Here is a 23755-nt window from a genome sequence, read left to right as displayed (position 1 = left end):
TGTCGTCATGGTGAGTGTGAAGGTCGTCGACGAAACGGCATCCGGGGGTCGCGACGAAGGCTGGATGTTCGAGGTGACCGAGGAGCGGCTGCCACTGCAGGAGATCATCCGGCGGCGAGTATTCCAGGAGGTCGCCGAACACAATGCCGGCGCGTCTCGTGGTGCCTTTCGTGGTCTGGTACGGCCGGCAGATGCCGAGGTGGTGCGCGGCGGGTTCCGCACGACTGGTCGTGTCGATCCGGAACGCCAGTGCGAGGCGGCGTTGCAGGCTTTCGGGCGCAACGGTTTCGTGGTTCTGGTCGGCGAACGACAGATCGAGGAGTTGGACGAGGTGGTCGCGCTGCCACTGGGTGTGGAAATCACATTCCTGAAGCTCGTCGCATTGGTGGGTGGCTGAATGTCGAGGTCCGAGTACGAGACCGCGGCGCGGGCCGCCATCGCTGCGGACGATATGGACGCCTTCTTCGACACCTATCTGCAGGCGTATCAGACAAAGACCGACAAGTACGTGTGGGGTGCGGTATCGGACATGGCACGCGTGTTGCCAGACGAGACCTCCGAGCGGTTGGCTCGCGTCTGCGCCGCAGCGGCCCCGGCCGCTTCCGAGCACATCCGACACGGGATCAAGTATCTGCAAGAGAGCATCGTCCCTTCCAAGTACAAGACAGCGGTCCTCGACGCCATCGCGGCGGACGATATGGGCAGGTTGTGCGCCGAGATTGTGCGGGTACACCAGATCGCCGAGTCCTCCCATATGGCGTCCGACTATGCCTTGTGGCATGCCCTGTTCGCCAAGGTGCGTGAACTGCCGACCGAGACGGTCGAACGGCTTGCTCGCGCTTGCGCGATTGCGTTCCCTACCGCTTCCGAGCGCGAGCAGCACTCTCTGCTGCTCTTGGCGTCGACCATCGCACCCACCTTGCCGATCCTGGTCGAAGAACGGCGAGCAGTGCTGGAAACCCTGTCGAACCACCACGGCAGGTTAAGCCTTTTCGCGATCGACTCATCTCTGGCCCTAGCGGAACTGGCGTCAGGACGTATCTTGAGCCCTGAGGTCGTCGCGGTGTACCGCCGCGGAGCCTGCGAGAGGTACCAGGACTCTCGTGTTGCAGAGGTCGCCCGGCAATGCCCCGAACCAGTGGTCAATGTGGGTGAGCAATGGGCGGACCGAGCACTGGAGTTGGCGTGCTCGTCTCCGGGTTGGCACGACCTGCTGGCCTTCGCCACAACCGCCACGATGGGAAGACCGAACGCCAAGTGGGAAAAGACCGGTCGAGCGCTGCTGGCGAAGGTGGATTCCTTCGACGAGAAGGTGCTGTCGTTGTTGGAACTGGTTGGCCGACCCAGGACATTACCGCTGCGGCATCGTCTCGCCGAAGATCCCGGCCTCAACGATGAGTACGACCCGTTCAACGCGAACGCTGTGCGCGGTCTGCTGTGGCTGCTGACGTATCGGCCCCCGCAGCCGACGACCGCCCGCATCCTGGGCGGCCTGGTGGAAACGTCGCTGCGCAAAATCAAGGGTCTGGGACCACGTAACCCGAAGATAGCCAACGCCGGTGTTTACGCTCTGAGCCAGGTGAGCGGCGAGGCGGCGCTGGGTGAGCTGGCCCGCCTGGCCGCCACAGTGACTTACAAGGGCACGTTGAAGCTGATCAACGTCGCGCTGGAGACCAAGGCACACGCGCTCGGGCTGACCCGCACTCAGATCGAGGAGATGGCCGTGCCCGCCTACGGCCTGACGTCGGTAGGCACGGCGGAATTCGCCTTCGGCGCCGCGTCGGCGACGGTGACCGTGGACGGCACCAAGGCGGTGCTGTGCTGGTTCACGAGCAAACCGGTGAAAAGCGTCCCGGCCGCGGTGAAACGCGACCATGCCGAGGAATTGAAAGAACTCGAGGCGGCGGCCAAGGACATCGGCAAGATGCTGACCGCCCAAGTCGAACGGCTGGATCGCCAGTTCCTGGAGCGCCGCACCTGGGATTACCCCTCGTGGCGGGAGTATTACATCGACCACCCCTTGGTGGGCACGATCGCCCGCCGTTTGTTGTGGACAGTCGACGGGGTCACCTGCGGCTACGCAGACGGCGCGCTGCGCGACGTGGCGGACAACCCGGTGGGTGGTGACGTCGTGGAGCTGTGGCACCCGCTCGGTCGCTCGACGGAGGAGATCCTCGCATGGCGAGACTGGTTGGAATGCAAGAATATCCGGCAGCCGTTCAAACAAACCCATCGCGAGGTCTACCTACTCACCGACGCAGAACGCCACACCGGTACCTACTCGAACCGCTTCGCGGCGCACATCCTGCGCCAACACCAGTTCCACGCGTTGGCCGCTGTCCGGGGATGGCGCAACAAGCTCTTGCTGGATGCCGACACCTCCGTGCCGCCACCGACCCGTGAACTGCCGCAGTGGGGTGTGCGCGCGGAATACTGGGTGGAGGGCGACCGCGACGACATTGGGGACGTCGACATCACGGAGTCCGGCAGCTACCTACGCCTGCGCACCGACCAGGTGCGGTTCTACCCGATCGACGCACCACAGAACCTTGCCAACAGCGCTTTCCATGGCGGCTTCCATGGGTCGGCCGAGCCACTGCCACTGTCGGACGTGCCCGAACTGGTCCTGAGCGAAGTACTGCGCGACGTGGACCTGTTCGTCGGTGTGGCCAGCATCGGCAACGATCCGACATGGTACGACGGTGGTCCGAACGGCAGGTTCGCCGACTACTGGACCGACTACAGTTTCGGCGACCTGAACCAGACTGCACAAACCAGACGTGACCTGCTGACCAGGCTGCTGCCCCGACTGGACATCGGCCACCAATGCACCGTGGAAGACAGATTCCTGCACGTGCGAGGTACCAAGCATTCGTATCGGATCCACCTGGGCTCAGGAAATGTCCTGATCGACCCCAACAACCGCTACCTGTGCATCGTCCCCTCGGCACGAACAACCGAACCGGACTCGTTCCTGCCGTTCGACGGTGACCGGATGCTGTCGGTGATCCTCAGCAAAGCCCTGCTTCTGGCCAACGACACAAAAATCACCGACCCAACCATCCTGAGCCAACTCCCGTGACAATGCTTCAGGCGTGACAGTTGGTCGAACTCAGTGCACCGATTGCCATCTCGTGGCGCACTTCCGCTCCTACACGATCCTTATCTCACCCAAGACGAGGATGGGGTGTTTCATAGGCGGTCACCTATGAAACCCGGCTCCGGCGGGGAGCGTCCTGGGCGTTCCCCGGCGTCGGTCGGGTCTTCGCCGAGAAGATCTCCACCCGCCCCGAACTGGACAACGCCGTCACCCTCGCCCGGGAACTGCGAGCCTCCGGTGTCGCGGCCACCCTCGTCGTGCACGAACACAAACGCCTCGGCCGCGGAATCGAACTCGCCGCCCTCGCCGAGCAATTGAAAGCCTCCGACATCGGCCTGGAATTCCTCACCGGCGAACTGCAAGGCTCCCACATCGACGCGCTCCACCAATTCGCCCACGGACCTACTGCTCGTCGGCGACGGTGATGCCGAGAGTGCTCGCGAAGCTTGGGGCCAGGTCCATCAATTGCAGTGGTGTGATGGTTGCGCCGCGCAGACCGTCGAGCCCGTCGGCGATGCCGATTCGTGTGGCGCCGCGCAGGTCGACCTTGAGCATTGTGGTCTTGTTGAGCGAAAGGTCTGTCAGTGTCGAGCCGGGGAAACTCACCGTGGTGAGATCCGCGTCGCCGAAATCGGTGTGCCGCAGGACGCAGTCGACGAACGAGACCTCGCGCAGCTTCGCGCGGCGGAAGTTGACCGAGTCGAATTTGCAGCCCTCGAACCGGACGCGGCGCAGCACCGTGCCGCCCGCGTCCACGCCGGAGAACACGCCTTCGACGAATTCGGCGTCCTGCCACGAGGTATCCGAGAGATCGGTGCCGATCCAGGAGACGGCGCGCAACCAGACGTCGGTGAACCGCCCGTAGCGAAAGCTGCCCCGGGTGACGGTGAGCGAGGTCAACGCGGACTCGGCGAAACGCACGTGCTCGGCCCCGAGGTGTTCGAGTTGGCGATCGTCGACATGGACGCAGTCGTAATCGCCCTCGCGCTCCGGGTCCTCCTCGAACGGCGTCAGGTACCGCGCGAACGGCAGATCGACCAGTTCACGTGCCACGCCCCACCTCCCAACTCGGTCGACAACGGTCGATCCTGTCTACCAGCGCCCACCGACAACCGGCGTCGAGGCACGTCAACGCAGCGTGCGCAGCCAGCGGCGGGTGTCGGCGGGATCGATGACGTCGTCGAGCTCCAGCACGGTCGCCGCAGTGAGCGCCTTGCCGTTGGCGTAGGCGAGCTGCACGAGGTTGTCGAAGGCCGTCTGCCGCTCGTCCGGGTCCGCGATGGCGGCCAGCTCCTTGGCGAAGCCGAGGCGCACCGCACCCTCCAGGCCCATGCCGCCGATCTCGCCGGTCGGCCAGGCGATCACGAATCGCGGCGCGCGGAACGAGCCTGCGGCCATCGCCTGCGCGCCGAGGCCGTATCCCTTGCGCAGGATCACCGTGCCCCACGGCACCGACAGCGCGGCCGCGTCGACGAACAGGCGACTGAACTTGGTGACCGTCGCGTGCGTCTCGGCCTCCGGCCCGACCATGAAACCCGGTGTGTCGCATAGCGACACGATCGGCAGCCCGTGCGCGTCGCAGAGCCGGAGGAACATGGCCAGCTTGTCGGCGGCGGGCGCGTCGATGGCGCCGCCGAGGTGATGGCAATCGTTGGCGATCAACCCGAACGGCCGCCCCTCGACGCGCACCAGGGCGGTGACGATGCCGACGCCCCAGTCCCTGCGCAATTCCAGCACCGAACCGACGTCGGCGATCGAGGCGATGGCCGCGCGAATATCGAAGGCGCGCAGGCGATTCTCGGGCACCACATGGCGCGCGAGCCGAGGATCGGGTGCCGTCCATTCGGTCTCGCCGCCTTGGAAGTAGCCCAGATAGCGGCGCGCCAGGGCGACCGCTTCGGCTTCGTCGGCCGCGACCAGGTGCACCACGCCGTTGCGGCGCTGCACCTCGATCGGCCCGATGTCCTCCGGCGCATAGACGCCGAGGCCGCCGCCTTCGATCATGGCGGGCCCGCCCATGCCGATGTTCGCGTCGGGGGTGGCGATCACGACATCGCACATGCCGAGCAGGGCGGCGTTGCCCGCGAAGCAGCGGCCGGAGACGATGCCGATCAGCGGCACCCTGCCGGACAGCGCGCCCATGGCGCGGAAGGTGGTGACGTCCAGGCCCGAGATGCCCGCGTAGTCGGTGTCGCCGGGACGGCCGCCACCGCCTTCGGTGAAGAACAGCACCGGAAGTCGTTGTTCACGAGCCAGTTCCAGCATGCGGTCGGTCTTGACGTGGTTGCGCATGCCCTGGGTGCCCGCGAGCACCGTGTAGTCGTAGGAGAGGACGACCGCGCGGGCCGCGTCCGCGCCGAAACTGTCGGCGTTGATCGTCGCCACGCCGGTGATCAGGCCGTCCGCCGGTGTGTTGGCGATGAGGTCCTCAGGGCTGCGGCGCGAGCGTTGCGCGGCGACCGCCAGCGCCCCGTATTCGAGGAAGCTGTCCGCGTCGACCAGATCGGCGATGTTCTCGCGGGCGGTGCGGCGGCCGAGCCGGTGGCGTTTGGCGACGGCCTCGGGCCGGGCGGCGTCCAGGCCGATGCGATGCCGCTCGTGGACTTCGGCGAGATCGGCGCGGATCGCGTCCAGGTCGACGGCGGCGACGTCGTCCGTTTCGCCGTCGTGCTCGCTCGCGGCCCAGACCAGTAGCGCGGCGTGCGGGTCGACGGTGTCGCCGGGCGCGACGAGGTGCCGCAGCACGCGCAGCGGCTGTTCGGCGCGCAGCACGTGTTGCATCTTCATGGCTTCCAGCACCGCCACTTCGCCACCGGCGGGGACGACGGCGCCCGCTTCGACCAGGCTCACGACCGTGCCGCCCATCGGCGTCGACAGCGCTGTCTCGCCGTCGAACAGCGGGTCGGGCTCGCGTGCGGCCACGGTATCGGCGGCGGTATCGACCGAGGGCAGTGCGGTGGCGAGATCGGCTGCGCGCGCGGCGAATTCGGCGGCATGCTGCTCGAACCACGAGGTGGTGACCGCGCCACTGTGGCCGAGCTCGTCGAGTACCGCCCGCAGCACGGTCGCGTTGGTGTCCACTCCGGCGACGACGGTCTCGGCCAGCGCGTCCGCGCAGCGCCGCAGCGCGGCAGGATACGACCCCGCGCGCGCGATCACCTTCGCCAGCAGCGAATCGAAGTGCACGCCGTGCCGCAGTCCGGCGTACAGGCCGGTGTCGACCCGCACACCGACGCCGGTCGGCGCGGCGAACCGGGTGACGGTGCCGGAGGCAGGCAGCACTTCCCCACCGGCCGTGACGATTTCGGCGTTCACCCGGGCCTGGACGGCACAGCCGCGTGGCGCGGGATCGGGCAGGTCGAGCTCGGCGAGCGAGGCGCCGCGCGCCAGATCGAACTGGAGCGCGACGAGGTCGGCTCCGGTGACCTCCTCGGTCACGGTGTGCTCCACCTGGAGCCGCGGATTCACCTCCAGGAACCAGTAGTGCGTTCCGCTGACGAGGAATTCGACGGTGATCACGCCGCGACAACGCACCGATTCGGCGAGCGCGACGGCATCGGCGTGCAACTGCTCGCGCACGGCCGAGTCCAGCCCGGGCGCGGGCGCGATCTCGATCAGTTTCTGGTGGCGCCGCTGCACGCTGCAATCGCGGTCGCCGAGCGCCATCGCCACGGCGCCGTCCGCGACGACCTGCACCTCGATGTGCCTGGCCGCGGGCACCAGCGCCTCCGCGTAGACGGTGTCGTCGCCGAATCCCGCGCGCGCCTCGGCCCGGCAGTACTCGTAGGCGGCGGGCAATTCGGCGGGGTCGCGCACCACGCGCATGCCGCGCCCGCCGCCACCGGCCGCGGCCTTGACCATGACGCCTTCCGGATAGCGGGCGAGCAGCTCGGTGATCTCGTCCACGCCGGAACCCGCGGGCGTGGCGGGCAGAACGCGCACGCCCGCGCGTTCGGCCGCGGCGCGCGCGGCGGTCTTGTCGCCGAAGGTGCGCAACACCTCCGGCGACGGACCGACGAACACCGCGTCCGCCGCGGCGCACGCGGCCGCCAAATCCGCGCTCTCGCTGAGGAATCCGTAGCCGGGATGAACCAACGCGCCGGACTCGGCCTTCCGCGCCGCGGCCACGATGCCCGCGACGTCCAGGTAGGCGGCCGCGCCGTGTCCGTTCAGTTCCACCGCGTCGTCGGCGAGGCGGACGTGCATGGCCTCGCGTTCGTCGGCGGTGTACACCGCTAGCGTGCGGTATCCGCGCTCACGGGCGGTCCGCAGGACGCGGACCGCGATTTCTCCTCTATTGGCCACGACGACGTACATGCCGCCCAGTTTCGTTGACATTGACGTCAACGTCAATGACCATATTGTCGTGACCTCCTCCGCCTGGTCGGTTCGCGGCGCGCGCGAACGCTCGCACACCGACCGCCACCGTGATCTGCTCGACGCCGCCGCCCGGGTCTTCACCGCGCGCGGCTACGCCGAGACCACCGTCGCGGCCATCACCGCGGAGGCGGGCGTCGCGCGCGCCACGCTGTATGTGTACTTCGCCTCGAAAGACGAGATCTTCCACGCGCTCGCCGTCCGGGTGCGTGACGACTTCCTCGCCGCGCAAGAACCCGGCCTCACCGGCGACGATCCGCGAAAGACGTTGCGCGCCACCATCGACGCCTTCGCGATCGCGGTCCGCAAGACCGGTCCGTTGCTGCGGATGCTCGAGGAGCGCGGCGCCATCGATCCGGCGTTGGCCGGACTCGTTGGCGAGATCACCGAGCGTCCGACCCGCCGTTTCACCCGGTGGATCGAGCGCCAACAGCAGGCCGCGGCGATCTCGCCGGTCGCCGAGCCGCGCGTGGTCGCCGAGACCGTCGGGTATTCGCTGACCCGCGGCGCACTGGTACGTCGCGACGCGGACGCGGCGGTGTGGGACGCGTATCTACGCAACGTCTACACCATCGCCGAGACATTGCTCGGCATGCCGTGACACGACTTCGGCCCGCCGAAGAGTCGGCGGGCCGAGAGCGGTGGTCGGAGTGGATCAGGCGCTGCGGCTGTCCAGCAGCGCGGCGGGCCGGTCGGTGGCTCCGCTGAAGCGCAGCACGCCGTCCTCGAGCGACGCCTTGCGCAACAGGGCGCGGTCGCGGAAGTAGTTGTTGATCACCTGCCACGGGCCGTTGGTGCCCTGGCGCGGCATCACCGCGTCGCCGCGCTTGATGTAGCCCGAGGTCAGCGCGCCGCCCATCACCGAAGCGGCGCCGCGGTCGCCCTCCTCGGCCACCGCGACGAACTTGGTGAGGCCCTTGGACTTCAGGTGATTGAGCAGACGGCAGAAGTACTCGGCGGCCAGATCGGCCTTCAGCGTCCACGACGCGTTGGTGTAGCCGAGCACCATCATGGCGTTGGGCACGCCGTCGAGCAGCGCGCCCTTGTAGACCACGCGATCGCGGGTCACCACCGGCTCGCCGTCGATCTCGAGCGACGCACCGCCGAGCATCTGTACCGAAAGGCCCGTCGCGCTGATGACGATGTCGGCCTCGAGTTCCTCGCCGGAGGCCAGCCGGATGCCGGTCTCGGTGAAGGTCTCGATGCGATCGGTGACGATCGAGGCCTTACCGCTGCGCAGCACCTTGAACAGGTCGCCGTTGGGCACCACGCACAGGCGCTGGTCCCACGGGTTGTAGGACGGCGTGAAATGGCGCATGTCCAGATCCGCGCCGACCTGCAGCCGGACTGCGGCGAGCAACAGCTTCTTGGCCGCCGCCGGATTGGTGCGGGAGAGCTGGAAACTGGCGCGCTGCAAGGCGATATTGCGCGCGCGGCCGATCCGGTAGGCGAGTTTCGCGGGCACCTTGGCCGCCTTCATGCCGACCGCGACCGGGTCGTCGGCGGGCAACGCGGTGATGTAGGTGGGCGAGCGCTGCAGCATGGTCACGTGCGCGGCGTCTTCGCTCATCGCCGGGATGAGGGTGATCGCGGTGGCGCCGCTGCCGATGACGACCACGCGCTTACCGCGGTAGTCCAGATCCTCGGGCCAGTGCTGCGGGTGCACGATCTGCCCGCGGTAGTCCTGCTCGCCGGGGAACTCGGGGCGGAAGCCGTTGTCGTAGTCGTAGTAGCCGGTGCAGCCGACCAGGAAGTTGCTGGTCCACTCCTCGGTCGCGCCGGTCCGCTCGTCGATCGCGGTGACGGTCCACAGCTCGGCTTCGCTGGACCAGCGCGCGACGGTCACCTTGCGGCCGAACCGGATGTGCTCGGTGACGCCGTACTCGGCGGCGGTGTCCTCGATGTACTGGCGGATGTGCGGTCCGTCGGCGAGCACCTTGGTGCCGTGCCACGGGCGGAAGCCGTAGCCGAAGGTGTACATGTCCGAGTCGGAGCGAATGCCCGGGTATTTGAACAGGTCCCAGGTCCCGCCGATGGCGCTGCGCCGTTCCAGGATCGCGTAGCTGCGTCCGGTCTGCTCGCGGGTGAGATGGCAGGCCATCCCGATTCCGGACAGGCCAGCGCCGATGATCAGTACGTCGACATGCCGCGTCATTGAGGTACTCGTTTCGTCTGGTCTCGCACCCGGGCGACGTCGTCCGAGCGTGTTCATCGAGGGTACATGTTATTAGAAGTAACGTCTATAACGCGAATCCCCTGATCGGCGATAAAAACCATGGTGGTCGCAAACCGTGACCCCAGGACGTGCGGTCAGCACCATGAACCACTGCGGCATGCCCACGACTCCCACGCCCGAAGGAAGTGACGCACGCATGAGTCTGTCGTTCCACTGGTTCCTGCCCACCTACGGTGATTCGCGCGGTCTGGTCGCGGGCGGCCACGGCACCTTCATGTCCGGCGACCGTCCTGCCTCGCTGCGCTACCTGAATCAGATCGGCGCCGCCGCCGAGGACAACGGCTTCGAGGCGGTGCTGACGCCGACCGGCGCCTGGTGCGAGGACGCCTGGCTCACCACCGCGATGCTGGTGGAGACCACCGAGACGCTGAAATTCCTGGTCGCCTTCCGCCCCGGCCTGATCAGCCCGACGTTGGCCGCCCAGATGGCGGGCACCTTCCAGCGCCATTCGCGCGGCCGGCTGCTGCTCAACGTGGTGACCGGCGGCGAACCGCACGAGCAGCAGGCCTACGGCGATTTCCTCGACAAGGATCAGCGCTATGCCCGCACCGGCGAATTCCTGCACGTCGTGCGGGAGCTGTGGCGATCGACCGAGCCGCTGACCTTCGAGGGCGAGCACATCCGGGTCCGCGAGGCCCTGCTGAGCAACCGGCCCGACCCGATCCCGCCGGTGTTCTTCGGCGGCTCGTCGGCGCCCGCCGGGCCGGTGGCCGCCCGCTACGCCGACACCTACCTCACCTGGGGCGAGCCGCTGCTCGCGGTGAGCAGGAAGCTGGAGTGGATCCGGCGTCTCGCCGTCGACCACGGCCGCGTCCTCGACTACGGCCTGCGCATCCACGTCATCAGTCGCGACACCTCCGAACAGGCGTGGGCCGAGGCCGAGCGGCTGCTACAGGGCATCGATCCCGCCGACGTCGAACGGGTGCAGGCGAACCTCGCCCGCAGCGAGTCCGAGGGGCAGCGCCGGATGCTCGAGCTACACGGCGGCAGCAGCGAGCGGCTGGAGATCGCGCCGAACCTGTGGGCCGGTGTCGGACTGGTGCGCGGCGGCGCGGGCACCGCGCTCGTCGGCTCGCACGAGGAGGTCGCCGAGCGGCTGGTCGAGTACTCGCGCCTCGGCATCACCCACTTCATCCTGTCCGGCTATCCGCACCTCGAGGAGGCGTACTGGTTCGGCGAGGGGGTGCTGCCGATCCTGGAGCGCAAGGGTCTGTGGCGGCATCCGCACCGCGCGGCGCCGGTCCGCGTCGGCACTCCGTTCGCAACCTCGTCGTCCAGCTGAGCGCGCGCCGCCGGGGTGCGCCCGCTGCCTGTATGCAGCGCCTGCAAACCCCCGGTTATCGCTGCCGTCGCGGCACCCACGAGAATGGGTCCCCGGCTCCGGCCCACGAAGGCCGAGCCGAGGATCCATTTTTCGTACTGGGGTGGACCACGCCCCGAGAGGAAATCGATGACCCGCGCAGCTGAACAACGGTGGCGCCGCCGCGCGCCCGACTCGAACCCGTCCGGCGTGGCGCTCAAACGGAGCCTCGGGCGGGTCGACCTGACCGCCATGGGCGTCGGCACCATCGTCGGTGCGGGCATCTTCGTCATCACCGGCGTGGCGGCCGCGGAGAAGGCGGGACCGGCCATCGTGCTGTCCTTCGGACTGGCCGGTCTGGTCTGCGTGCTCGTCGCGCTGTGCTACAGCGAGCTCGCCGCGATGGTCCCGGTCTCGGGCAGCGCCTACACCTACACCTACGCCACGCTCGGTGAAGGTCCCGCGTTCCTGGTCGGCTGGAATCTGCTGCTCGAATTCGTCATCGCGGGCGCGGCCGTGGCGATCGGCTGGTCCGGGACGACGGTGTCGGCGCTGGACTCGATGTTCGGCATCACGCTGCCGCACGCCATCACCGCGGGGCCCGGTGAGGGCGGGGTGGTGAACCTGCCCGCGGTGCTGATCATCGCCGCGATCGTGGCCGTGCTGGTCGGCGAAGTGTCGCTCACCGCACGCATCACCAAGGCGCTGGTCGCGGTGACCATCGGCGTGCTGGTGCTGGTGATCGCCGTCGGCGCACCGCACATCGACCCGGGCAACTGGGTCCCGTTCGCGCCGTTCGGCTGGAGCGGCGTCATCGGCGGCGCGGCCATCGCGTTCTTCGCCTTCCTCGGTTTCGACGTGGTCGCCGCCTCCGCCGAGGAGGCGCGCAACCCCAAGCGCGACGTGCCCTTCGCCATCATCGGCACCGTGCTGATCGCGACGCTGCTCTACGCGCTCGTCAGCGCCGTGCTCACCGGCGTCGCCCCGTTCCCGACCCTGAACAACGGCGCACCGATCGCCACCGCCTTCGGCGCGCTGCACATCGGCTGGATCGGCAACGTCATCATCGTGGCCTCGGTCATCGCGCTCACCAAGGGTCTGCTGCTCATCGTCTACGCCCAGGTGCGGCTGAGTTTCGCGATGTGCCGCGACGGTCTGCTGCCCCGCAGGCTGGCCGCGACCGGCAAGCGCTCGACGCCGGTGCGGCTGACGCTGGTGCTCGGGGTGTGCTGCGCCGCCATCGCCGGACTGCTGCCCATCGACATCGTGGTCGAACTGGTGAACATCGGCGCGCTGTCGGCATTCGCGGTCGTGTGCGTCGGCGTGCTGGTGCTACGCAAACAGGAGCCGAACCGGGAACGTCCGTTCCGCACCCCGCTCGTGCCGCTGGTGCCGATTCTCGCGCTGATCGGATGCGCGCTGATGGCGTTCACCCTCGACGTGCTGACCTGGGTGCGGTTCGCCGTCTGGGTCGCGGTCGGCGTCGCGGTCTACCTCGGGTACGGACGCAGGCATTCGACCTTCGCCACGTCCGAGACGTCCCAGGCCCGCGTTCCCACAGGCCCTGCGAGTTAGCCGCGCCCGGCGGGCTGCACCCAGCGCAGCAATGCGTCCACCGTCGTTTCCGGGGACGTGTTGAAGCAGAGCCTGATGCCGGGCGCCGACTCGGTCAGCACATTCACGATGCGTTCGAACAGCAAGGTCTGCTCCGGGAGCATCCGGACGCCGCCGCCGATCATCGCCAGCCCGTAGGTCGCCTCCCCGAGCCTGCTCTTGACGAGGTCCTCGGCCGCGTCGGGATCGGCCGGAACCGAGCACGACACGACGTCGAGGCCCGAATCGCGCAGCGCCGCCGTCCCCGCCTCGACGCGCGCGGTGAGCTCGGCTTCGTCCAGTCCGGCGTGCTTCCTGTAGTCGAGCTGGCTGGGATGCAGGCCGATGGAGAGGATCTTGGTGTCGGAACCGAGGGTCATGGGCGTCCACACTGCCAGCGATCTCCGGCGCGCGGAAGCACACGCGATGCCGTTCTGCACTCGATGCGGATCCGCTGTCGCGCGGCGGCTTTCCCTCATCGTGGCATCGAGTGCAACCGGAGTTCCACGTGAATCACAACGGTTTCCAACGGAATTCGGCGAGGGCTTGCCGGTGGCGCATCGGTCGCAGCGCTCCGTGTCGGGCGCTCTCTCGGGAAGCCGCCGAAAACCGGTGCGGCGGTATGGATCGGGGTCCCGGATCACACTCGTCGCCGCTCACGTACCCGGCACGTCCGGCATCGATGAGATCGTCGCGCCTGCCGTCCGTAGCCGCTGCGCCAGCACGTGACAGCGCGCCGCCAGCTCCGGCGGGTCGAGTACCTCGAAGGCGTGCCCGAGCAGGAGCACGTGCATGAGTACGGCGTCGAGGTTGGCGGCCCCGCTGACGACCTCGCAGCGCTCGCTGTCGCGCTGGTGCACGACCGCCGCCGACGCCGGAATCTGCGCGCGCACTGTGTCGGCCGACGCGTGCACGAGAAAGCGCGCCCGGTGCGGGTAGACCCGACTCGCCACGCCCTCCTGCACGTACGTCGCCGCGTCGGGCGCAGGGCGCGCGCGGAACCGCCAGGTCCGTGCGGCCACATCGGTCATCCGGTCGACACGGAAGCTGCGCCAGTCGTCGCGATCGAGGTCGTAGGCGAGCAGATACCAGCGCCGATCGGAGGCGACCAGACGATAGGGCTCGACCCGCCGCCGCGTCGGCCGATTGGCGGACGGGTAGTCGAATCCGGCCTCGACCTCGTCGCGGCACGCTCTGGCCAGCGTCATGAACGCCTCGGGATCCACCGGAGTGCGGCCCGCGCCGAAGGACTCGACCGAGTCGGCCAGCGCGCGCACCTCGCGCCGTAGCCGGGCGGGTAGCACCCGGTCGAGTTTGGTCAGCGCCCGCAGCGCGGCGTCGCCGGCGCCGGTGACCGCGCCACCCGCACCCACGAGCAGCGAGACGGCGGTGGCGATTGCTTCCTCGTCGTCGAGCAGCAGTGGTGGCAGATCCTGTCCCGGTCCGAGCCGGTAGCCGCCGCCGACACCCTGGCAGGCGTGCACCGGATAGCCGAGGGTGCGCAGTCGTTCGACATCGCGCCGTACCGTGCGCGGCGTGACGCCGAGCCGGTCGGCGAGCTCGGGACCGGTCCACACCTGGCGTTGCTGCAACAACCCGAGCAAGGTGAGCACCCGCTCGGTCGTACCCCGCTCGTCGCCGCCTGCCATGTCCACCTCGCCAAGCCTGCCGGAAATAGCGGACCGATGCTGTCCGGTTTCGATGTCAGGGTAGCCGCATGGACGCAGACCAACTCGAATGGAACCGCACGCTGCGCGAGCAGTGGGAGGTCCACTGGGACAATCAATTGCGCGGCAGGCTCGACGGTCTCACCGACGACGAGTACTTCTGGTCGCCGGTGCCCGACGCCTGGAATGTGCGGCCGCGCGGCAGTTCGACCGCGCCCGTGCAGGCGGGCGCCGGAGACTTCACGATCGACTACGCCGTTCCCGGGCCGGGTCCCGCGGCGTTCACCACGATCGCGTGGCGACTCGGTCACGTCATCGTCGGCGTGCTCGCCGCGCGCAACGCGGCGCACTTCGGCGCTCCGGCCGCGTCCTACGAAACCTGGACATACGCGGGCAACGCGGCCGCCGCACTCGACCAGCTCGACACCCAGCTCGGCGTGTGGCTCGCCGGGGTACGCAACCTCGGCGACGCCGGTTTGCGGCTCCCGGTCGGTCCGAAGGAGCCCTATCCTGAGGCGTCCATGGCCGACCTGGTGCTACACATCCACCGCGAACTGATCCACCACCTGTCCGAGGTCTGTCTACTGCGCGACCTCTACCTGCACACGCAACCCACCGCGAACGGAGCAACTCGATGAGCCGCCACCTCCAGATCACCTTCGACGCCCACGATCCGAAGGCGCTGTCGACGTTCTGGCGCGAGGTACTGGGCTATGTCCACCCCGGGCCGCCTGGAGTCGACCTGCCCGCCGGCGCCGACCCGCTGGCCGCATGGGACGAGTTCCTCGCTCGTATCGGCGTACCGCCGGAGCTGCGCAATACGAGATCGGCCATCGAGGACCCGGACGGGCACGGCCCACGACTGTTCTTCCAGCAGGTGCCGGAGGACAAAGTCGCCAAGAATCGCGTCCACCTCGACGTCCGTGCGGCTCCCGGGCTCCAAGGCGAGGAGCGGATGGCGGCGCTGGAGGCCGAGTGCGACCGGCTCGTCGCGCTGGGAGCGAAACGGGAACGTCGCCACGAGCCCGAACCGCCGCTGAGCGCGGGCTTCATCGTGATGACCGACCCCGAAGGCAACGAGTTCTGCCTGGACTGACTCGGCCGCGCGGTCAGCGGCGGCTCGTGCGCGATAGGCGTGCGGACGAGCTCGCCGCGGCGCACAGACAGCTCCAGCGCGACGATCGCGCCGGAGCTGCCGCGCGCAGCAGTTCCCACGCCACCGCGCCGCCCTTGACATTTGACGGTCACCACCTCGGCCGGGCCCACCGCCGCCTCGGGCGTCGCGGTTCGACGGTTCAGGTCGAGCACTGAATGTCGTTGCCAGACAACGGCGAGGCGTCATCTCAGCGGGCGTGGACGCGGTGCTGCCGCCGCCCTCGCGGTGATGTGCAGGTATGCCAGTGCCACCAGGGCCAAGGCGGTGCCGAGGGCATACATGGCGGTCGCACCGTGCCCGATGGTGAAACCGCCGAGCAGCGTGCCCGCACCGATGCCCAGATAGATGCAGGAGGCGTTCAGCGCCACCACCAACCCCGCTTCCTGCGGGGCCGCGCTGATGAGGCGATGCTGCTGCGCCGGGGTTTGGCACCAGCTGGCCGCACCCCACGCCGCGGCGAGCACGCCCACCAGCCACGCCGCCCTGACGTGAGTGGCCGCCAGCGTACCCATGAGCCCCAGCGCGGTGGCCATCACCACGTAGCCGCCGGTGAGCACCCGGGTCGCGCCCCACCGGTCGGTGGCATACCCGGATGCCGAATTGCCTGCTATCGCGCCGAATCCATACAGCGCCAGCACCCAGGCCGTCGCGGACGCGTCGATGCCCGAGGCCGCCAGCGCGGGCACGCAGTAGGCGTAGACCACGTATGCCGCGCCCATGCCCAGCACGGTCAGCGGCAGTACCTTCGCCACCGATCGGTCTCGCACTACCGCCAGCCGGGTGGCCAGCCGCACCGGCGAATTTCCGGGCACGAACGGCACCCACACCGCCACTCCCGCCGCGGCCAGCAGGCACACGAACGCGACCGCGACCAAGGCCGCACGCCAACCCAGCCACTGCCCGATCGCATCACCGAGCGGCACGCCCAGCGCGGTCGCGATCGTCAACCCGCCCACGACCACCGCCAACGCGCGCGCCCGCGCCTGCGGACGCACCAGGGCCGAGGCCACCGCGCCGGCGTTCGGGGTGAACGCCGCCGCACCCACCGCCGCCAGCACCCGGGTGGCCAGCAGAACCGCGAAACTCGGAGCCGCCGCCGACCCCAGATTGGCCAGACCGAGCACCACCAGCGCCGTCACCAGCAGGGCCCGGCGCGGCAGCTGCGCGGTCACGGTGGCCAGCACCGGCGACAACAGTGCGTAGGCCGCCGCGAACACCGTCACCGCCGCACCGGCGGTCGCCGTGGACACCCCCAGCGCTGTGGCCATGTCGGGAAGGAATCCTGCCAGGATGAACGCATCGGTGCCGACGGCGAAAGTGCCCAACGCCAGAATCACCGTGCGCTGCAACCCATTCGGCGACTCGGCGATCCGAGGTGCGGTTCCCATCTGGAGTTGCATATTCGGGATACCCATTGTCCCGGTTCTCCTTCGAAGAAAACCCGGCCGGAAGGCCGGGTGGTTTTCGCAGACGCGGTGATCGCCGCTAGGCGGTGAGGCGATCGTAGAAGCGCCGCGCCCGCGTCGGCGCGTTGGCCGGAGCGTCGGCGACCAGATCGGCGATGGTCTGCTTCGTCAGTTCGCGGCGCCACGCCAACTCGGCGCGACGCATCGCGCCTGCGATGCCACAAGGCTTCGCGAATTCCGAGCTCGCCGCCGCCGAACCGGCTCCACGGCGGCGGATCTCGGTGCAACGAAACGCTTCGGTTCTCCCCTCGACCGCACCGACGACATCCATCAACGTGATGCGCTCCGGACTCCGCGCCAACCGGTATCCACCGCGTGATCCGGGAGTGGATTCGAGAATCCCTTCGCGCACCAGCGGTTGCAGCCGCTTCTTCAGATACTCCGGCGGCAGTTCGAACATCTCCGCCAGCCTGGCGGTCGAGATCGGCGCCCGGTCATCGAGCCACACCAGCACCATGCAGCAGTGCAAGCCCCACTCGACTCCCTCGCTCATCAACATGAATAGGGATACTACGTGTCCCGAATACGGCTTCGCGAGGGGGTGAGCCACCCGCCTCGTAGACGCAACAACCCTGTTCGGCCGCGGGGCTAGTGGGAGAAGGTCAGCGGAGCCTTGGATCTGCCAGTAGCACCACACGGTCGGCTCGATCGTCTCCGGCGATACCTTCCAGATACACCAGTTCCGGATCGATTGTGCGGCTTGATATTTAGTTCACTTGTGTCGGGTTCGCCAGGTGATGTACATCGGTAACGACCAGGGGTGGTGTGGTTATCAAACATCCGTGATCAGAATCAGATCGACCCCCGCAATCGTTGCTCTGTTCGTCGCCGCCTGCATAACCGGCGCACCATCCGCCGGAGCGGACGTGACCACTTATCGCGAGTATGTCGCGCTGGGTGATTCGCACACCGCCGATGTCCTCACCGGGCTACCGCCCAACACGGAATCGACGCCGGTCAGATGTGACCAGTCGCCGACGGACTATCCGCATCAGGTCGCGGCGGCGCTGGCGATCGAGACGTTCCGTGACGCGAGTTGCGGAGGGGCGCGGACCGTGGATATGGCCGGTCCGCAGACAGTGCCGTTCGGGGTCAACCCGCCCCAGTTCGATCGGCTGACCGCGACCACCGACCTGGTGACGATCGGCATCGGCGGCAACGACATCGGCTTGGAGGAGCTGCTGGCGGAGTGCGTGAATCCGAAGGCGCTCGATCCCGCCGCGGTGCTGCCGCCGGAGGACAGCTGTGTCGCCGAATACACCAGGAGCGGGGTCGACCGGATGGCGGACAACATCGCCGCGGTCGCGCCGAAGATCGCCGCCGCGCTGGCCGAGATCGGGCAACGATCGCCGCAGGCCAGGATTCTGGTGGTCAACTACCTCACGGTCGCGCCGGTGGACGGCACGGGATGCCGGCCGTTCATTCCGATGGCCGACATCGACGTCGTCTACCTGCGCGACACATTGGCGCGGCTGAACGACATGCTGGCGCGCGAGGCGGCTGCTTCGAACGCAGAGTTGGTCGACGTCTACACCCCGAGCGTCGGCCACGACGTGTGCCAGGCGCCTACGGTGCGCTACATCGAAGGGTTTGTCCCGTTCTCGATCAGGAATCCGGGGCTGATCGCGTTTCCGCTGCATCCGAATGCTGCCGGTGCGGATTTCCAAGCCGAGGCCGTTCTCGCGGCGATCCACCGCGGTTGAAACCGACGGGGTGTTGCTCCTGGGCCGGGCGTCGTTGACCGGCCCAGGAGAACGGGCTACACGGGCCTTGGCGCGTTCTACTCGGGCGCGTACTCGCTGTTCGGCGAGAGGGATGTCGAGTTCGGGCATTCAGGTGTCGTACATCGCCAGGGCATACCTTTCGGTCGAAGACTCATCTGGGGGCCGAAGGGGGTTCCGGACTGGCAGGGGCGCGTATTGAACCGTCGTGTATTCGTGGCAGTCGCTGGCCGATCCTTCCGGTCGATGATCCGTCGGCACCACCCCTGGCCGGTGTCGTGCACCCCTATGGCTTTCGGGGGGCTCGGGCCCATGCGCGGACCGTGGGCGGGGCGTAGAACCAGCGCTGCTCGTCCTGCAACTCGGCCTGCGCAGTGGCAATGACCTTGTGTGAGACCCCGAGCGCTACCAAGGTTTCGCGGACCTGCGCCCAGGTGAGGTTCCACATGCGCGCCATCGGCGAACCGCCGCGAAACACCGGGATCTGCGCATCGGCGTGGACGTCGACGAGCCCAAGCGCGTCCAGGTGTGTGGGCAAGTTCCGGGCCCAGGCTTGGTCCGCACCCGCGGTCTCGGTCGAACGTCCAAAGGCTCGCCAGACCTCCCCGAACGCGCCCGGCATTTCATTGCGGACGCCGAGCCCGTCGCCTTCCTCGAGCAGGAGAACGCCGCCTGGCGCCAGCGCCCGGACCAGTCGCTGCAAAACAATGTCTCTGTGGGCAATGTGCAGCAGCACGAATCGTGTGTGGACGAAATCGAATGCGCCTTCGGGGAGTTCGTCGGCGACGAGGTCGATCTGGGCTACTTCGCCGCCACGGTCGGGCAGGTCTGTCAGGTGTCGTGGGTCAGCGTCCAGCGCGAGGACTCGACCACCTGGCAATGTGGCACTGCATAGCCATCGCGCGAACGACCCGCCGCCGGCTCCAGCTTCCAGGCATCGCCATCCCGCACCCACGCCCAGTCGCTGAGCAAGCGCGATGCTTTCCGGGTCGTAGGCTGCGCCCAGCAGTGCAAGGCGTTCGTCAGCGAAATCCCATTCGTTGGGTAGCGTGTAATACGAATTCCGTGGTGAAGAGGTTGGCGAAGACCCGGTCATGATAGGACGCTAAGCCGAGCGATCCAGGATGAAGTAGGGATCGAGTCGTTTCACGAGACCAAGTGATCGAATGCACAACGACGTCAGCCCAACTCGCGCCTTCGGCTTGGCGGGCTCAGCATCAGACGGCGGACCGTTGGCGTCTGGTGTCATATGCGCACCCCCGCCTAAGAGTTATGAAATATGTTGGGGCAGTGGATATTGCGTAGAACGGTGACCGGAGAGCTGGTGCACGACCAGGTACCAGCACCCGACCTGCGAAGCCAATCGTGCGGCCCGGGTGCGTATCAACGCTTCGGCGACAACCAGCCCGCGTCGATCAACTGCTGTGCCAGGCCGTCTGCCTGGCGAATGCCGGCTTGGAACGCTTCCGACCAGCTCGCGAGAACGTCCGGATCGGTCGCGGACGCATTGAATATGTCGATCGTGGCCGCATCGGGGCTGAACCGCACGACGGTATCGGCCACCGTCGTCGCGAGTTCGGCCCGAACCAGTGCGGGCGGGACCCGGTGCGCAAACGGCTCAACGACCAGAACGACGTCCGAGTCCGCGGCGAGGTCCGCGTTGGTGGGCGACCAGACCCCGCCATCGATGTAGTAGCGGTCTCCGACAACGACAGGTGGGAAGGCTCCCGGAAGGGAACGGCTCGCGGCGACGGCGGTCGCCAGGGGCACACCGCTAGCGCTGTCCCAGACCTGGCGCTGACCGCTGGCCGCGTCCACGACGACGATCCGCAGCCTGTGATCCGGCCAGTCGTTGCCGCCGACCAGCCACTCCATCGGTTCGATATGCGCCGGTTGCGCAGGCTCCTCGGCCATCGCCAGTCGACCCACCTTGCGCCGCGCCGTATCACGATCCAACGTCCGGTCCGACAGCACCGAGAAAACGGTGGCAAGCAGCTCGGGCTTCAACACCGACGGTGGTTGCGTGCTGTCGGGGGGACGTGGATCGTCGGCAAACGAGTCCAGATCCCGCCCCGCTATCAGCGCGGCCCCGACGATCGCGCCTGCGGACGTGCCGACTATCGAGTCGGCCGAGCCCAAATCGATTCCACGGCGGCGCAATTCAGCGGCCAAACCCCCCATCCACGCCGCCCCGACGACGCCGCCCCCACCCAAAACAACCGAACGCCGGACGGACTCACCAGACGTTCGATCGACAATGCGACTCTCCATGCCGCGATCCTAACGACACTCACCATCGTCGCAGGCCATCGAACTCGCCGGGCATCGACCACCCCTGCCGGCCCCATCCGTGTCCGCACCCGCGAGGGCTCACCCCCCTGGAGGGTTAAGCACCTGAACGCACGACACCGGTCAGGTCGCGCTCGCCAGGCAACGGTCCACTCCGCCGCGAGGCCAACCCAAGACCCAGCGAAAACCGCGCACTGAAAACGACTGTGCCGCCACCGGAAATCCGGTCGGCGGCACAGCCGTGTGCGCGAGAGCGCTACACGTGCGCGGCGATCCGCCGATCGATCACCGACAGCACGAACTCCGCCCAGCGAATGTTCTCCTGCTCGAACGAGATTCCCCGCAGCAACGTGAGGTAGGGGCCGACGCGATCGGCCTCGGCCAGGTACGCCTGTTCGCTGCGTCCATCGAGCAGCCGGGCGCGGAGGCGTTCGTATCGTTCCAGTTTCGCCTGTGCCCAGGCCAGCTTGTCGGACACCGTGGCGCGCACGGCCGGGGCGTCCTCGGCGTCCATGCCCTGTACCTTCACCATCAGCTCGTCGCGGATGGCGGTGGGCTTGGCCGGCTCGGCGATGAACTCGTGCAGCGCCGCCCGCCCGGCCGGGGTGATGGCGTGCAGCCGCTTGTTGGGACGGCGTTCCTGCTGCACGACCCGGGTCTCGATGAGACCTTCGGCCGCCATCCGTTCCAGTTCCTTGTAGAGCTGCTGAGGCGTGGCCATCCAGAAATTGGCCACCGAGGCATCGAAGCCCTTGGCCAGGTCATAGCCGGATGCCTCGCCCTCCAGCAGGGCGGCCAATACCGCGTTTCGTAGCGCCATCCATCCAGGCTACCACTAAGGGAGAATATTCAAATATTTGTCCCACAACCTCTGGACATGCCTGAGAATGCGGACTACGGTTCCAATCAATTAGTCAACTAATTGACCATGAGAGGTGGGATATGCATCCCTTCCGGGCAGCCGTGGAAGCTCGCGACGACGCCGCCATCGAGGCGTTGCTGGCAGACAACGTGGTGTTCACCAGTCCGGTGGCGTTCAAGCCGTACCCGGGCAAGGCCATCACCGCGGCCATCCTGCGTGCGGTGATCCGGGTCTTCGAGGACTTCCACTACGTCCGCGAGATCGCCGACGCCAACGGTCGCGACCACGCGTTCGTGTTCGAGGCCAAGGTCGACGGAAAGCAGCTGACCGGCTGCGACTTCCTGCACTTCGACGAAGACGGGAAGATCGACGACTTCATGGTCATGGTGCGCCCGCTCTCCGCGGCGCAGGCACTGGCGGCGCGGATGGGCGAACAGTTCGAGCGCATCAAGGCCGAGGCCACCGCGCAGCTCCAGCGAGAGGCGACCGGCGCATGACCGACTACGACGCCATCGTCATCGGCGCGGGCAATGCCGGCCTGACCGCCGCGGCGACGCTACAGCGTGCGGGCGCGCGCACCCTGCTGCTGGAGCGGCACAACATCCCCGGCGGCTGTGGCACCTCGTTCCGCCGCGGCCGGTTCGAGTTCGAGGTGGCGCTGCACCAGCTGTCCGGCGTGGGCGTCGAGGGTCAGCCGATCTCGTTGCGCGAGGGCTTGTTCCAGCAACTCGGCATCGCCGACAAACTGGAGTTCGTGCAGGAGCACGACCTCTACCGGGCGGTGATTCCCGGTCAGCTGGATCTGACCCTGCCCGCCGATTGGGATGCCGCCGTCGACGCCATCGAGGCCGAGTTCCCCGGCAACCGGGATCGGGCCGCGAAGTTCTTCGAACTGCTCAAGCAGGTGACCTTCTGGCAGATCGCCGCCATGCGCGGCATGCCGGTCGAACAGATCGACCCGGTGCTGTTCGAGTACGGGCTGCGTCCGCTGAAGGATGTGCTCGACGAGTACTTCGACGACGACCGCATCAAGGTCGCGCTCGGCATGTACTGGACCTATCTCGGGCAGCCGCCGTCGAAACTACGGTTCCAGGACCTGGCGCTGACGCTGTTCGCCTACTTCGAGTTCAAGCCATGGCACGTGCGCGGCGGCTCGCAGGCCATGTCCACCGCCATCCTGGACACCTTCCTCGCCGCCGGTGGCGAGGTGCGCTTCAACACCGGCGTGGAGGCCATCCTCACCGCGGGCGGGCGAGCATTCGGCGTGCGACTGGACGACGGCACCGAGGTCACCGCGACCGATGTGGTCTCCAATGCCTCGCTACCCACCACCTACGGCATGCTCGAGGGCATCGACCTGCCCGCCGCGGTGCGAGACGACCTGGCCACCAGGCGAATCGGCGTGTCGGGCTTCGTGCTGCACATGGGCCTGGACGCCTCCCCCGCCGAACTCGGGTTCACCACGAGCACCACCTTCGTCAACATGGACACCGACGACGACCGCACCTACAACGCGTGGCGGTCGTTCGAGCCCGCGCGCGGAATCTGCGTCAGCTCCTACGATGTCGCGCCGATCGGCTTCGCGCCCTCCGGAGCCACCCACGTCAGCCTGATGACGCTGCAATACGCGGACATCTGGAAGAACGTCGCCCCATCGGAGTACGCGCGCACCAAGTTCGCCTACGCCGAGACCCTGCTCGACCTGTGCGAGAACATCACCCCCGGCATCCGGGACGCGATCGAAGAGGTCGACGTCGCGACACCGCTGACGATGACGCGTTACCTCGGCCACCCAGGCGGCGCCATCTACGGCTACGACCAGGACTCCACCGAGGGCTGGCTGTTCCGCAACAGCGAACGCCGGACCCACGTTCCCGGACTGCACCTGGCCGGATCCTGGTCCGGAATCGGCGGCTTCCAACCCACCCTCGAAGCGGGCGCTCGCGTTGCCCGCCGTCTCCTGCGCACCAAAGCCGCCTGACCCCTGA

Annotated in this window: 21 protein-coding genes; 11 read left to right on the top strand and 10 right to left on the bottom strand. The window is 67.9% G+C overall.

Translation table 11 applies throughout. From position 1 onward, the window contains the following. The first annotated feature begins 7 nt into the window (after positions 1-7). The 3 genes from AC3EO7_RS21840 to AC3EO7_RS21830 all read left to right on the top strand — a co-directional run bounded on the left by AC3EO7_RS21840 (position 8) and on the right by AC3EO7_RS21830 (position 3525). Positions 8-397 (top strand): hypothetical protein, encoded by a 390-nt coding sequence (locus AC3EO7_RS21840; RefSeq protein ID WP_435592258.1) that lies wholly within the window; start codon positions 8-10, stop codon positions 395-397. After that, entirely contained in the window at positions 398-3082 is a 2685-nt protein-coding gene (locus AC3EO7_RS21835) for a DUF4132 domain-containing protein (protein WP_435592257.1), read from the top strand. It abuts the gene before it with no gap. A gap of 194 nt (positions 3083-3276) precedes the next feature. Beyond that, positions 3277-3525, top strand: coding sequence for a recombinase family protein (locus tag AC3EO7_RS21830; protein ID WP_488186285.1), 249 nt, complete (start codon positions 3277-3279; stop codon positions 3523-3525). Here the strand turns inward: AC3EO7_RS21830 and AC3EO7_RS21825 are convergent. Together AC3EO7_RS21825 and AC3EO7_RS21820 are read right to left on the bottom strand one after the other, a co-directional pair. After that, complete coding sequence (locus AC3EO7_RS21825) at positions 3503-4153, bottom strand: pentapeptide repeat-containing protein (RefSeq protein ID WP_435592255.1); 651 nt, start codon at positions 4151-4153, stop codon at positions 3503-3505. The two genes, AC3EO7_RS21830 and AC3EO7_RS21825, sit on opposite strands and share 23 nt — an antisense overlap. A 75-nt stretch (positions 4154-4228) precedes the next feature. Next, the gene (locus tag AC3EO7_RS21820; protein ID WP_435592319.1) at positions 4229-7417 is read right to left on the bottom strand and encodes an acetyl-CoA carboxylase family protein; all 3189 of its coding nucleotides are present in this window, start codon (positions 7415-7417) and stop codon (positions 4229-4231) included. A gap of 49 nt (positions 7418-7466) precedes the next feature. On the opposite strand from AC3EO7_RS21820, the gene AC3EO7_RS21815 reads away from it, so the two are divergent. After that, entirely contained in the window at positions 7467-8078 is a 612-nt protein-coding gene (locus AC3EO7_RS21815) for a TetR/AcrR family transcriptional regulator (RefSeq protein ID WP_431965476.1), read from the top strand. A gap of 54 nt (positions 8079-8132) precedes the next feature. Here AC3EO7_RS21815 and AC3EO7_RS21810 read toward each other — a convergent pair whose 3' ends face one another. Beyond that, positions 8133-9632 (bottom strand): flavin-containing monooxygenase, encoded by a 1500-nt coding sequence (locus AC3EO7_RS21810; protein ID WP_431965474.1) that lies wholly within the window; start codon positions 9630-9632, stop codon positions 8133-8135. Between the two features lie 217 nt (positions 9633-9849). Here AC3EO7_RS21810 and AC3EO7_RS21805 point away from each other — a divergent pair, with 217 nt between their 5' ends. Both AC3EO7_RS21805 and AC3EO7_RS21800 read left to right on the top strand, forming a co-directional pair. Beyond that, positions 9850-10995 carry an LLM class flavin-dependent oxidoreductase gene (locus tag AC3EO7_RS21805; protein ID WP_431965472.1) on the top strand — a complete coding sequence of 382 codons (1146 nt, stop codon included), beginning with the start codon at positions 9850-9852 and terminating at the stop codon, positions 10993-10995. Positions 10996-11163: 168 nt separating this feature from the next. After that, the gene (locus AC3EO7_RS21800; RefSeq protein WP_435592254.1) at positions 11164-12588 is read left to right on the top strand and encodes an amino acid permease; all 1425 of its coding nucleotides are present in this window, start codon (positions 11164-11166) and stop codon (positions 12586-12588) included. On the opposite strand, the gene AC3EO7_RS21795 is transcribed toward AC3EO7_RS21800, so the two are convergent. Further along, positions 12585-12986 carry a hypothetical protein gene (locus AC3EO7_RS21795; RefSeq protein WP_435592253.1) on the bottom strand — a complete coding sequence of 134 codons (402 nt, stop codon included), beginning with the start codon at positions 12984-12986 and terminating at the stop codon, positions 12585-12587. The genes AC3EO7_RS21800 and AC3EO7_RS21795 overlap by 4 nt on opposite strands. Before the next feature lie 276 nt (positions 12987-13262). Further along, positions 13263-14255: a helix-turn-helix transcriptional regulator gene (locus AC3EO7_RS21790; RefSeq protein ID WP_435592318.1), complete on the bottom strand. Its 993-nt coding sequence runs from the start codon at positions 14253-14255 to the stop codon at positions 13263-13265. A 68-nt stretch (positions 14256-14323) separates the two neighbouring features. Between AC3EO7_RS21790 and AC3EO7_RS21785 the strand changes: the two genes are divergently transcribed. Both AC3EO7_RS21785 and AC3EO7_RS21780 read left to right on the top strand, forming a co-directional pair. Beyond that, the gene (locus AC3EO7_RS21785) at positions 14324-14911 is read left to right on the top strand and encodes a DinB family protein (protein ID WP_435592252.1); all 588 of its coding nucleotides are present in this window, start codon (positions 14324-14326) and stop codon (positions 14909-14911) included. Further along, on the top strand, positions 14908-15369 hold the full coding sequence (locus tag AC3EO7_RS21780; RefSeq protein ID WP_431965462.1) for a VOC family protein: 462 nt from the start codon (positions 14908-14910) through the stop codon (positions 15367-15369). Before AC3EO7_RS21785 ends, AC3EO7_RS21780 begins: the two co-directional genes overlap by 4 nt. 242 nt (positions 15370-15611) lie before the next feature. On the opposite strand, the gene AC3EO7_RS21775 is transcribed toward AC3EO7_RS21780, so the two are convergent. Then, positions 15612-16844: an MFS transporter gene (locus tag AC3EO7_RS21775; RefSeq protein ID WP_435592251.1), complete on the bottom strand. Its 1233-nt coding sequence runs from the start codon at positions 16842-16844 to the stop codon at positions 15612-15614. 70 nt (positions 16845-16914) lie between these two features. Continuing rightward, positions 16915-17394, bottom strand: coding sequence for an RrF2 family transcriptional regulator (locus tag AC3EO7_RS21770; protein ID WP_435592250.1), 480 nt, complete (start codon positions 17392-17394; stop codon positions 16915-16917). A 367-nt stretch (positions 17395-17761) separates the two neighbouring features. Here AC3EO7_RS21770 and AC3EO7_RS21765 point away from each other — a divergent pair, with 367 nt between their 5' ends. After that, on the top strand, positions 17762-18598 hold the full coding sequence (locus AC3EO7_RS21765) for an SGNH/GDSL hydrolase family protein (protein WP_435592249.1): 837 nt from the start codon (positions 17762-17764) through the stop codon (positions 18596-18598). Between the two features lie 304 nt (positions 18599-18902). Here AC3EO7_RS21765 and AC3EO7_RS21760 read toward each other — a convergent pair whose 3' ends face one another. From AC3EO7_RS21760 to AC3EO7_RS21750, 3 genes are all read right to left on the bottom strand, one after another. Beyond that, positions 18903-19712 carry a class I SAM-dependent methyltransferase gene (locus AC3EO7_RS21760; RefSeq protein WP_435592248.1) on the bottom strand — a complete coding sequence of 270 codons (810 nt, stop codon included), beginning with the start codon at positions 19710-19712 and terminating at the stop codon, positions 18903-18905. 287 nt (positions 19713-19999) lie between these two features. After that, the gene (locus tag AC3EO7_RS21755; RefSeq protein WP_431965452.1) at positions 20000-20887 is read right to left on the bottom strand and encodes a patatin-like phospholipase family protein; all 888 of its coding nucleotides are present in this window, start codon (positions 20885-20887) and stop codon (positions 20000-20002) included. Between the two features lie 274 nt (positions 20888-21161). Next, positions 21162-21725, bottom strand: coding sequence for a PadR family transcriptional regulator (locus tag AC3EO7_RS21750; protein WP_431965450.1), 564 nt, complete (start codon positions 21723-21725; stop codon positions 21162-21164). Positions 21726-21847: 122 nt separating this feature from the next. Between AC3EO7_RS21750 and AC3EO7_RS21745 the strand changes: the two genes are divergently transcribed. Continuing rightward, on the top strand, positions 21848-22264 hold the full coding sequence (locus AC3EO7_RS21745) for a nuclear transport factor 2 family protein (protein ID WP_431965448.1): 417 nt from the start codon (positions 21848-21850) through the stop codon (positions 22262-22264). After that, complete coding sequence (locus AC3EO7_RS21740) at positions 22261-23748, top strand: phytoene desaturase family protein (RefSeq protein WP_435592247.1); 1488 nt, start codon at positions 22261-22263, stop codon at positions 23746-23748. The genes AC3EO7_RS21745 and AC3EO7_RS21740 overlap by 4 nt, the downstream gene beginning before the upstream one ends. Positions 23749-23755 lie beyond the last annotated feature (7 nt).

The sequence above is a fragment of the Nocardia sp. bgisy118 genome, assembly GCF_057708605.1.
Note: the sequence above shows the minus strand (reverse complement) of the source record. Positions and strands in the feature narration are given on the sequence as shown.

Coding starts and splice junctions, on each gene's coding strand:
- AC3EO7_RS21800 (WP_435592254.1), top strand. CDS start 11,164: ATGACCCGCGCAGCTGAACAACGGTGGCGCCGCCGCGCGCCCGACTCG.
- AC3EO7_RS21770 (WP_435592250.1), bottom strand. CDS start 17,394: ATGTTGATGAGCGAGGGAGTCGAGTGGGGCTTGCACTGCTGCATGGTG.
- AC3EO7_RS21750 (WP_431965450.1), bottom strand. CDS start 21,725: ATGGCGCTACGAAACGCGGTATTGGCCGCCCTGCTGGAGGGCGAGGCA.
- AC3EO7_RS21795 (WP_435592253.1), bottom strand. CDS start 12,986: ATGACCCTCGGTTCCGACACCAAGATCCTCTCCATCGGCCTGCATCCC.
- AC3EO7_RS21805 (WP_431965472.1), top strand. CDS start 9,850: ATGAGTCTGTCGTTCCACTGGTTCCTGCCCACCTACGGTGATTCGCGC.
- AC3EO7_RS21760 (WP_435592248.1), bottom strand. CDS start 19,712: ATGACCGGGTCTTCGCCAACCTCTTCACCACGGAATTCGTATTACACG.
- AC3EO7_RS21745 (WP_431965448.1), top strand. CDS start 21,848: ATGCATCCCTTCCGGGCAGCCGTGGAAGCTCGCGACGACGCCGCCATC.
- AC3EO7_RS21835 (WP_435592257.1), top strand. CDS start 398: ATGTCGAGGTCCGAGTACGAGACCGCGGCGCGGGCCGCCATCGCTGCG.
- AC3EO7_RS21820 (WP_435592319.1), bottom strand. CDS start 7,417: ATGTACGTCGTCGTGGCCAATAGAGGAGAAATCGCGGTCCGCGTCCTG.
- AC3EO7_RS21740 (WP_435592247.1), top strand. CDS start 22,261: ATGACCGACTACGACGCCATCGTCATCGGCGCGGGCAATGCCGGCCTG.
- AC3EO7_RS21785 (WP_435592252.1), top strand. CDS start 14,324: ATGGACGCAGACCAACTCGAATGGAACCGCACGCTGCGCGAGCAGTGG.
- AC3EO7_RS21775 (WP_435592251.1), bottom strand. CDS start 16,844: ATGGGTATCCCGAATATGCAACTCCAGATGGGAACCGCACCTCGGATC.
- AC3EO7_RS21840 (WP_435592258.1), top strand. CDS start 8: ATGGTGAGTGTGAAGGTCGTCGACGAAACGGCATCCGGGGGTCGCGAC.
- AC3EO7_RS21755 (WP_431965452.1), bottom strand. CDS start 20,887: ATGGAGAGTCGCATTGTCGATCGAACGTCTGGTGAGTCCGTCCGGCGT.
- AC3EO7_RS21810 (WP_431965474.1), bottom strand. CDS start 9,632: ATGACGCGGCATGTCGACGTACTGATCATCGGCGCTGGCCTGTCCGGA.
- AC3EO7_RS21790 (WP_435592318.1), bottom strand. CDS start 14,255: ATGGCAGGCGGCGACGAGCGGGGTACGACCGAGCGGGTGCTCACCTTG.
- AC3EO7_RS21780 (WP_431965462.1), top strand. CDS start 14,908: ATGAGCCGCCACCTCCAGATCACCTTCGACGCCCACGATCCGAAGGCG.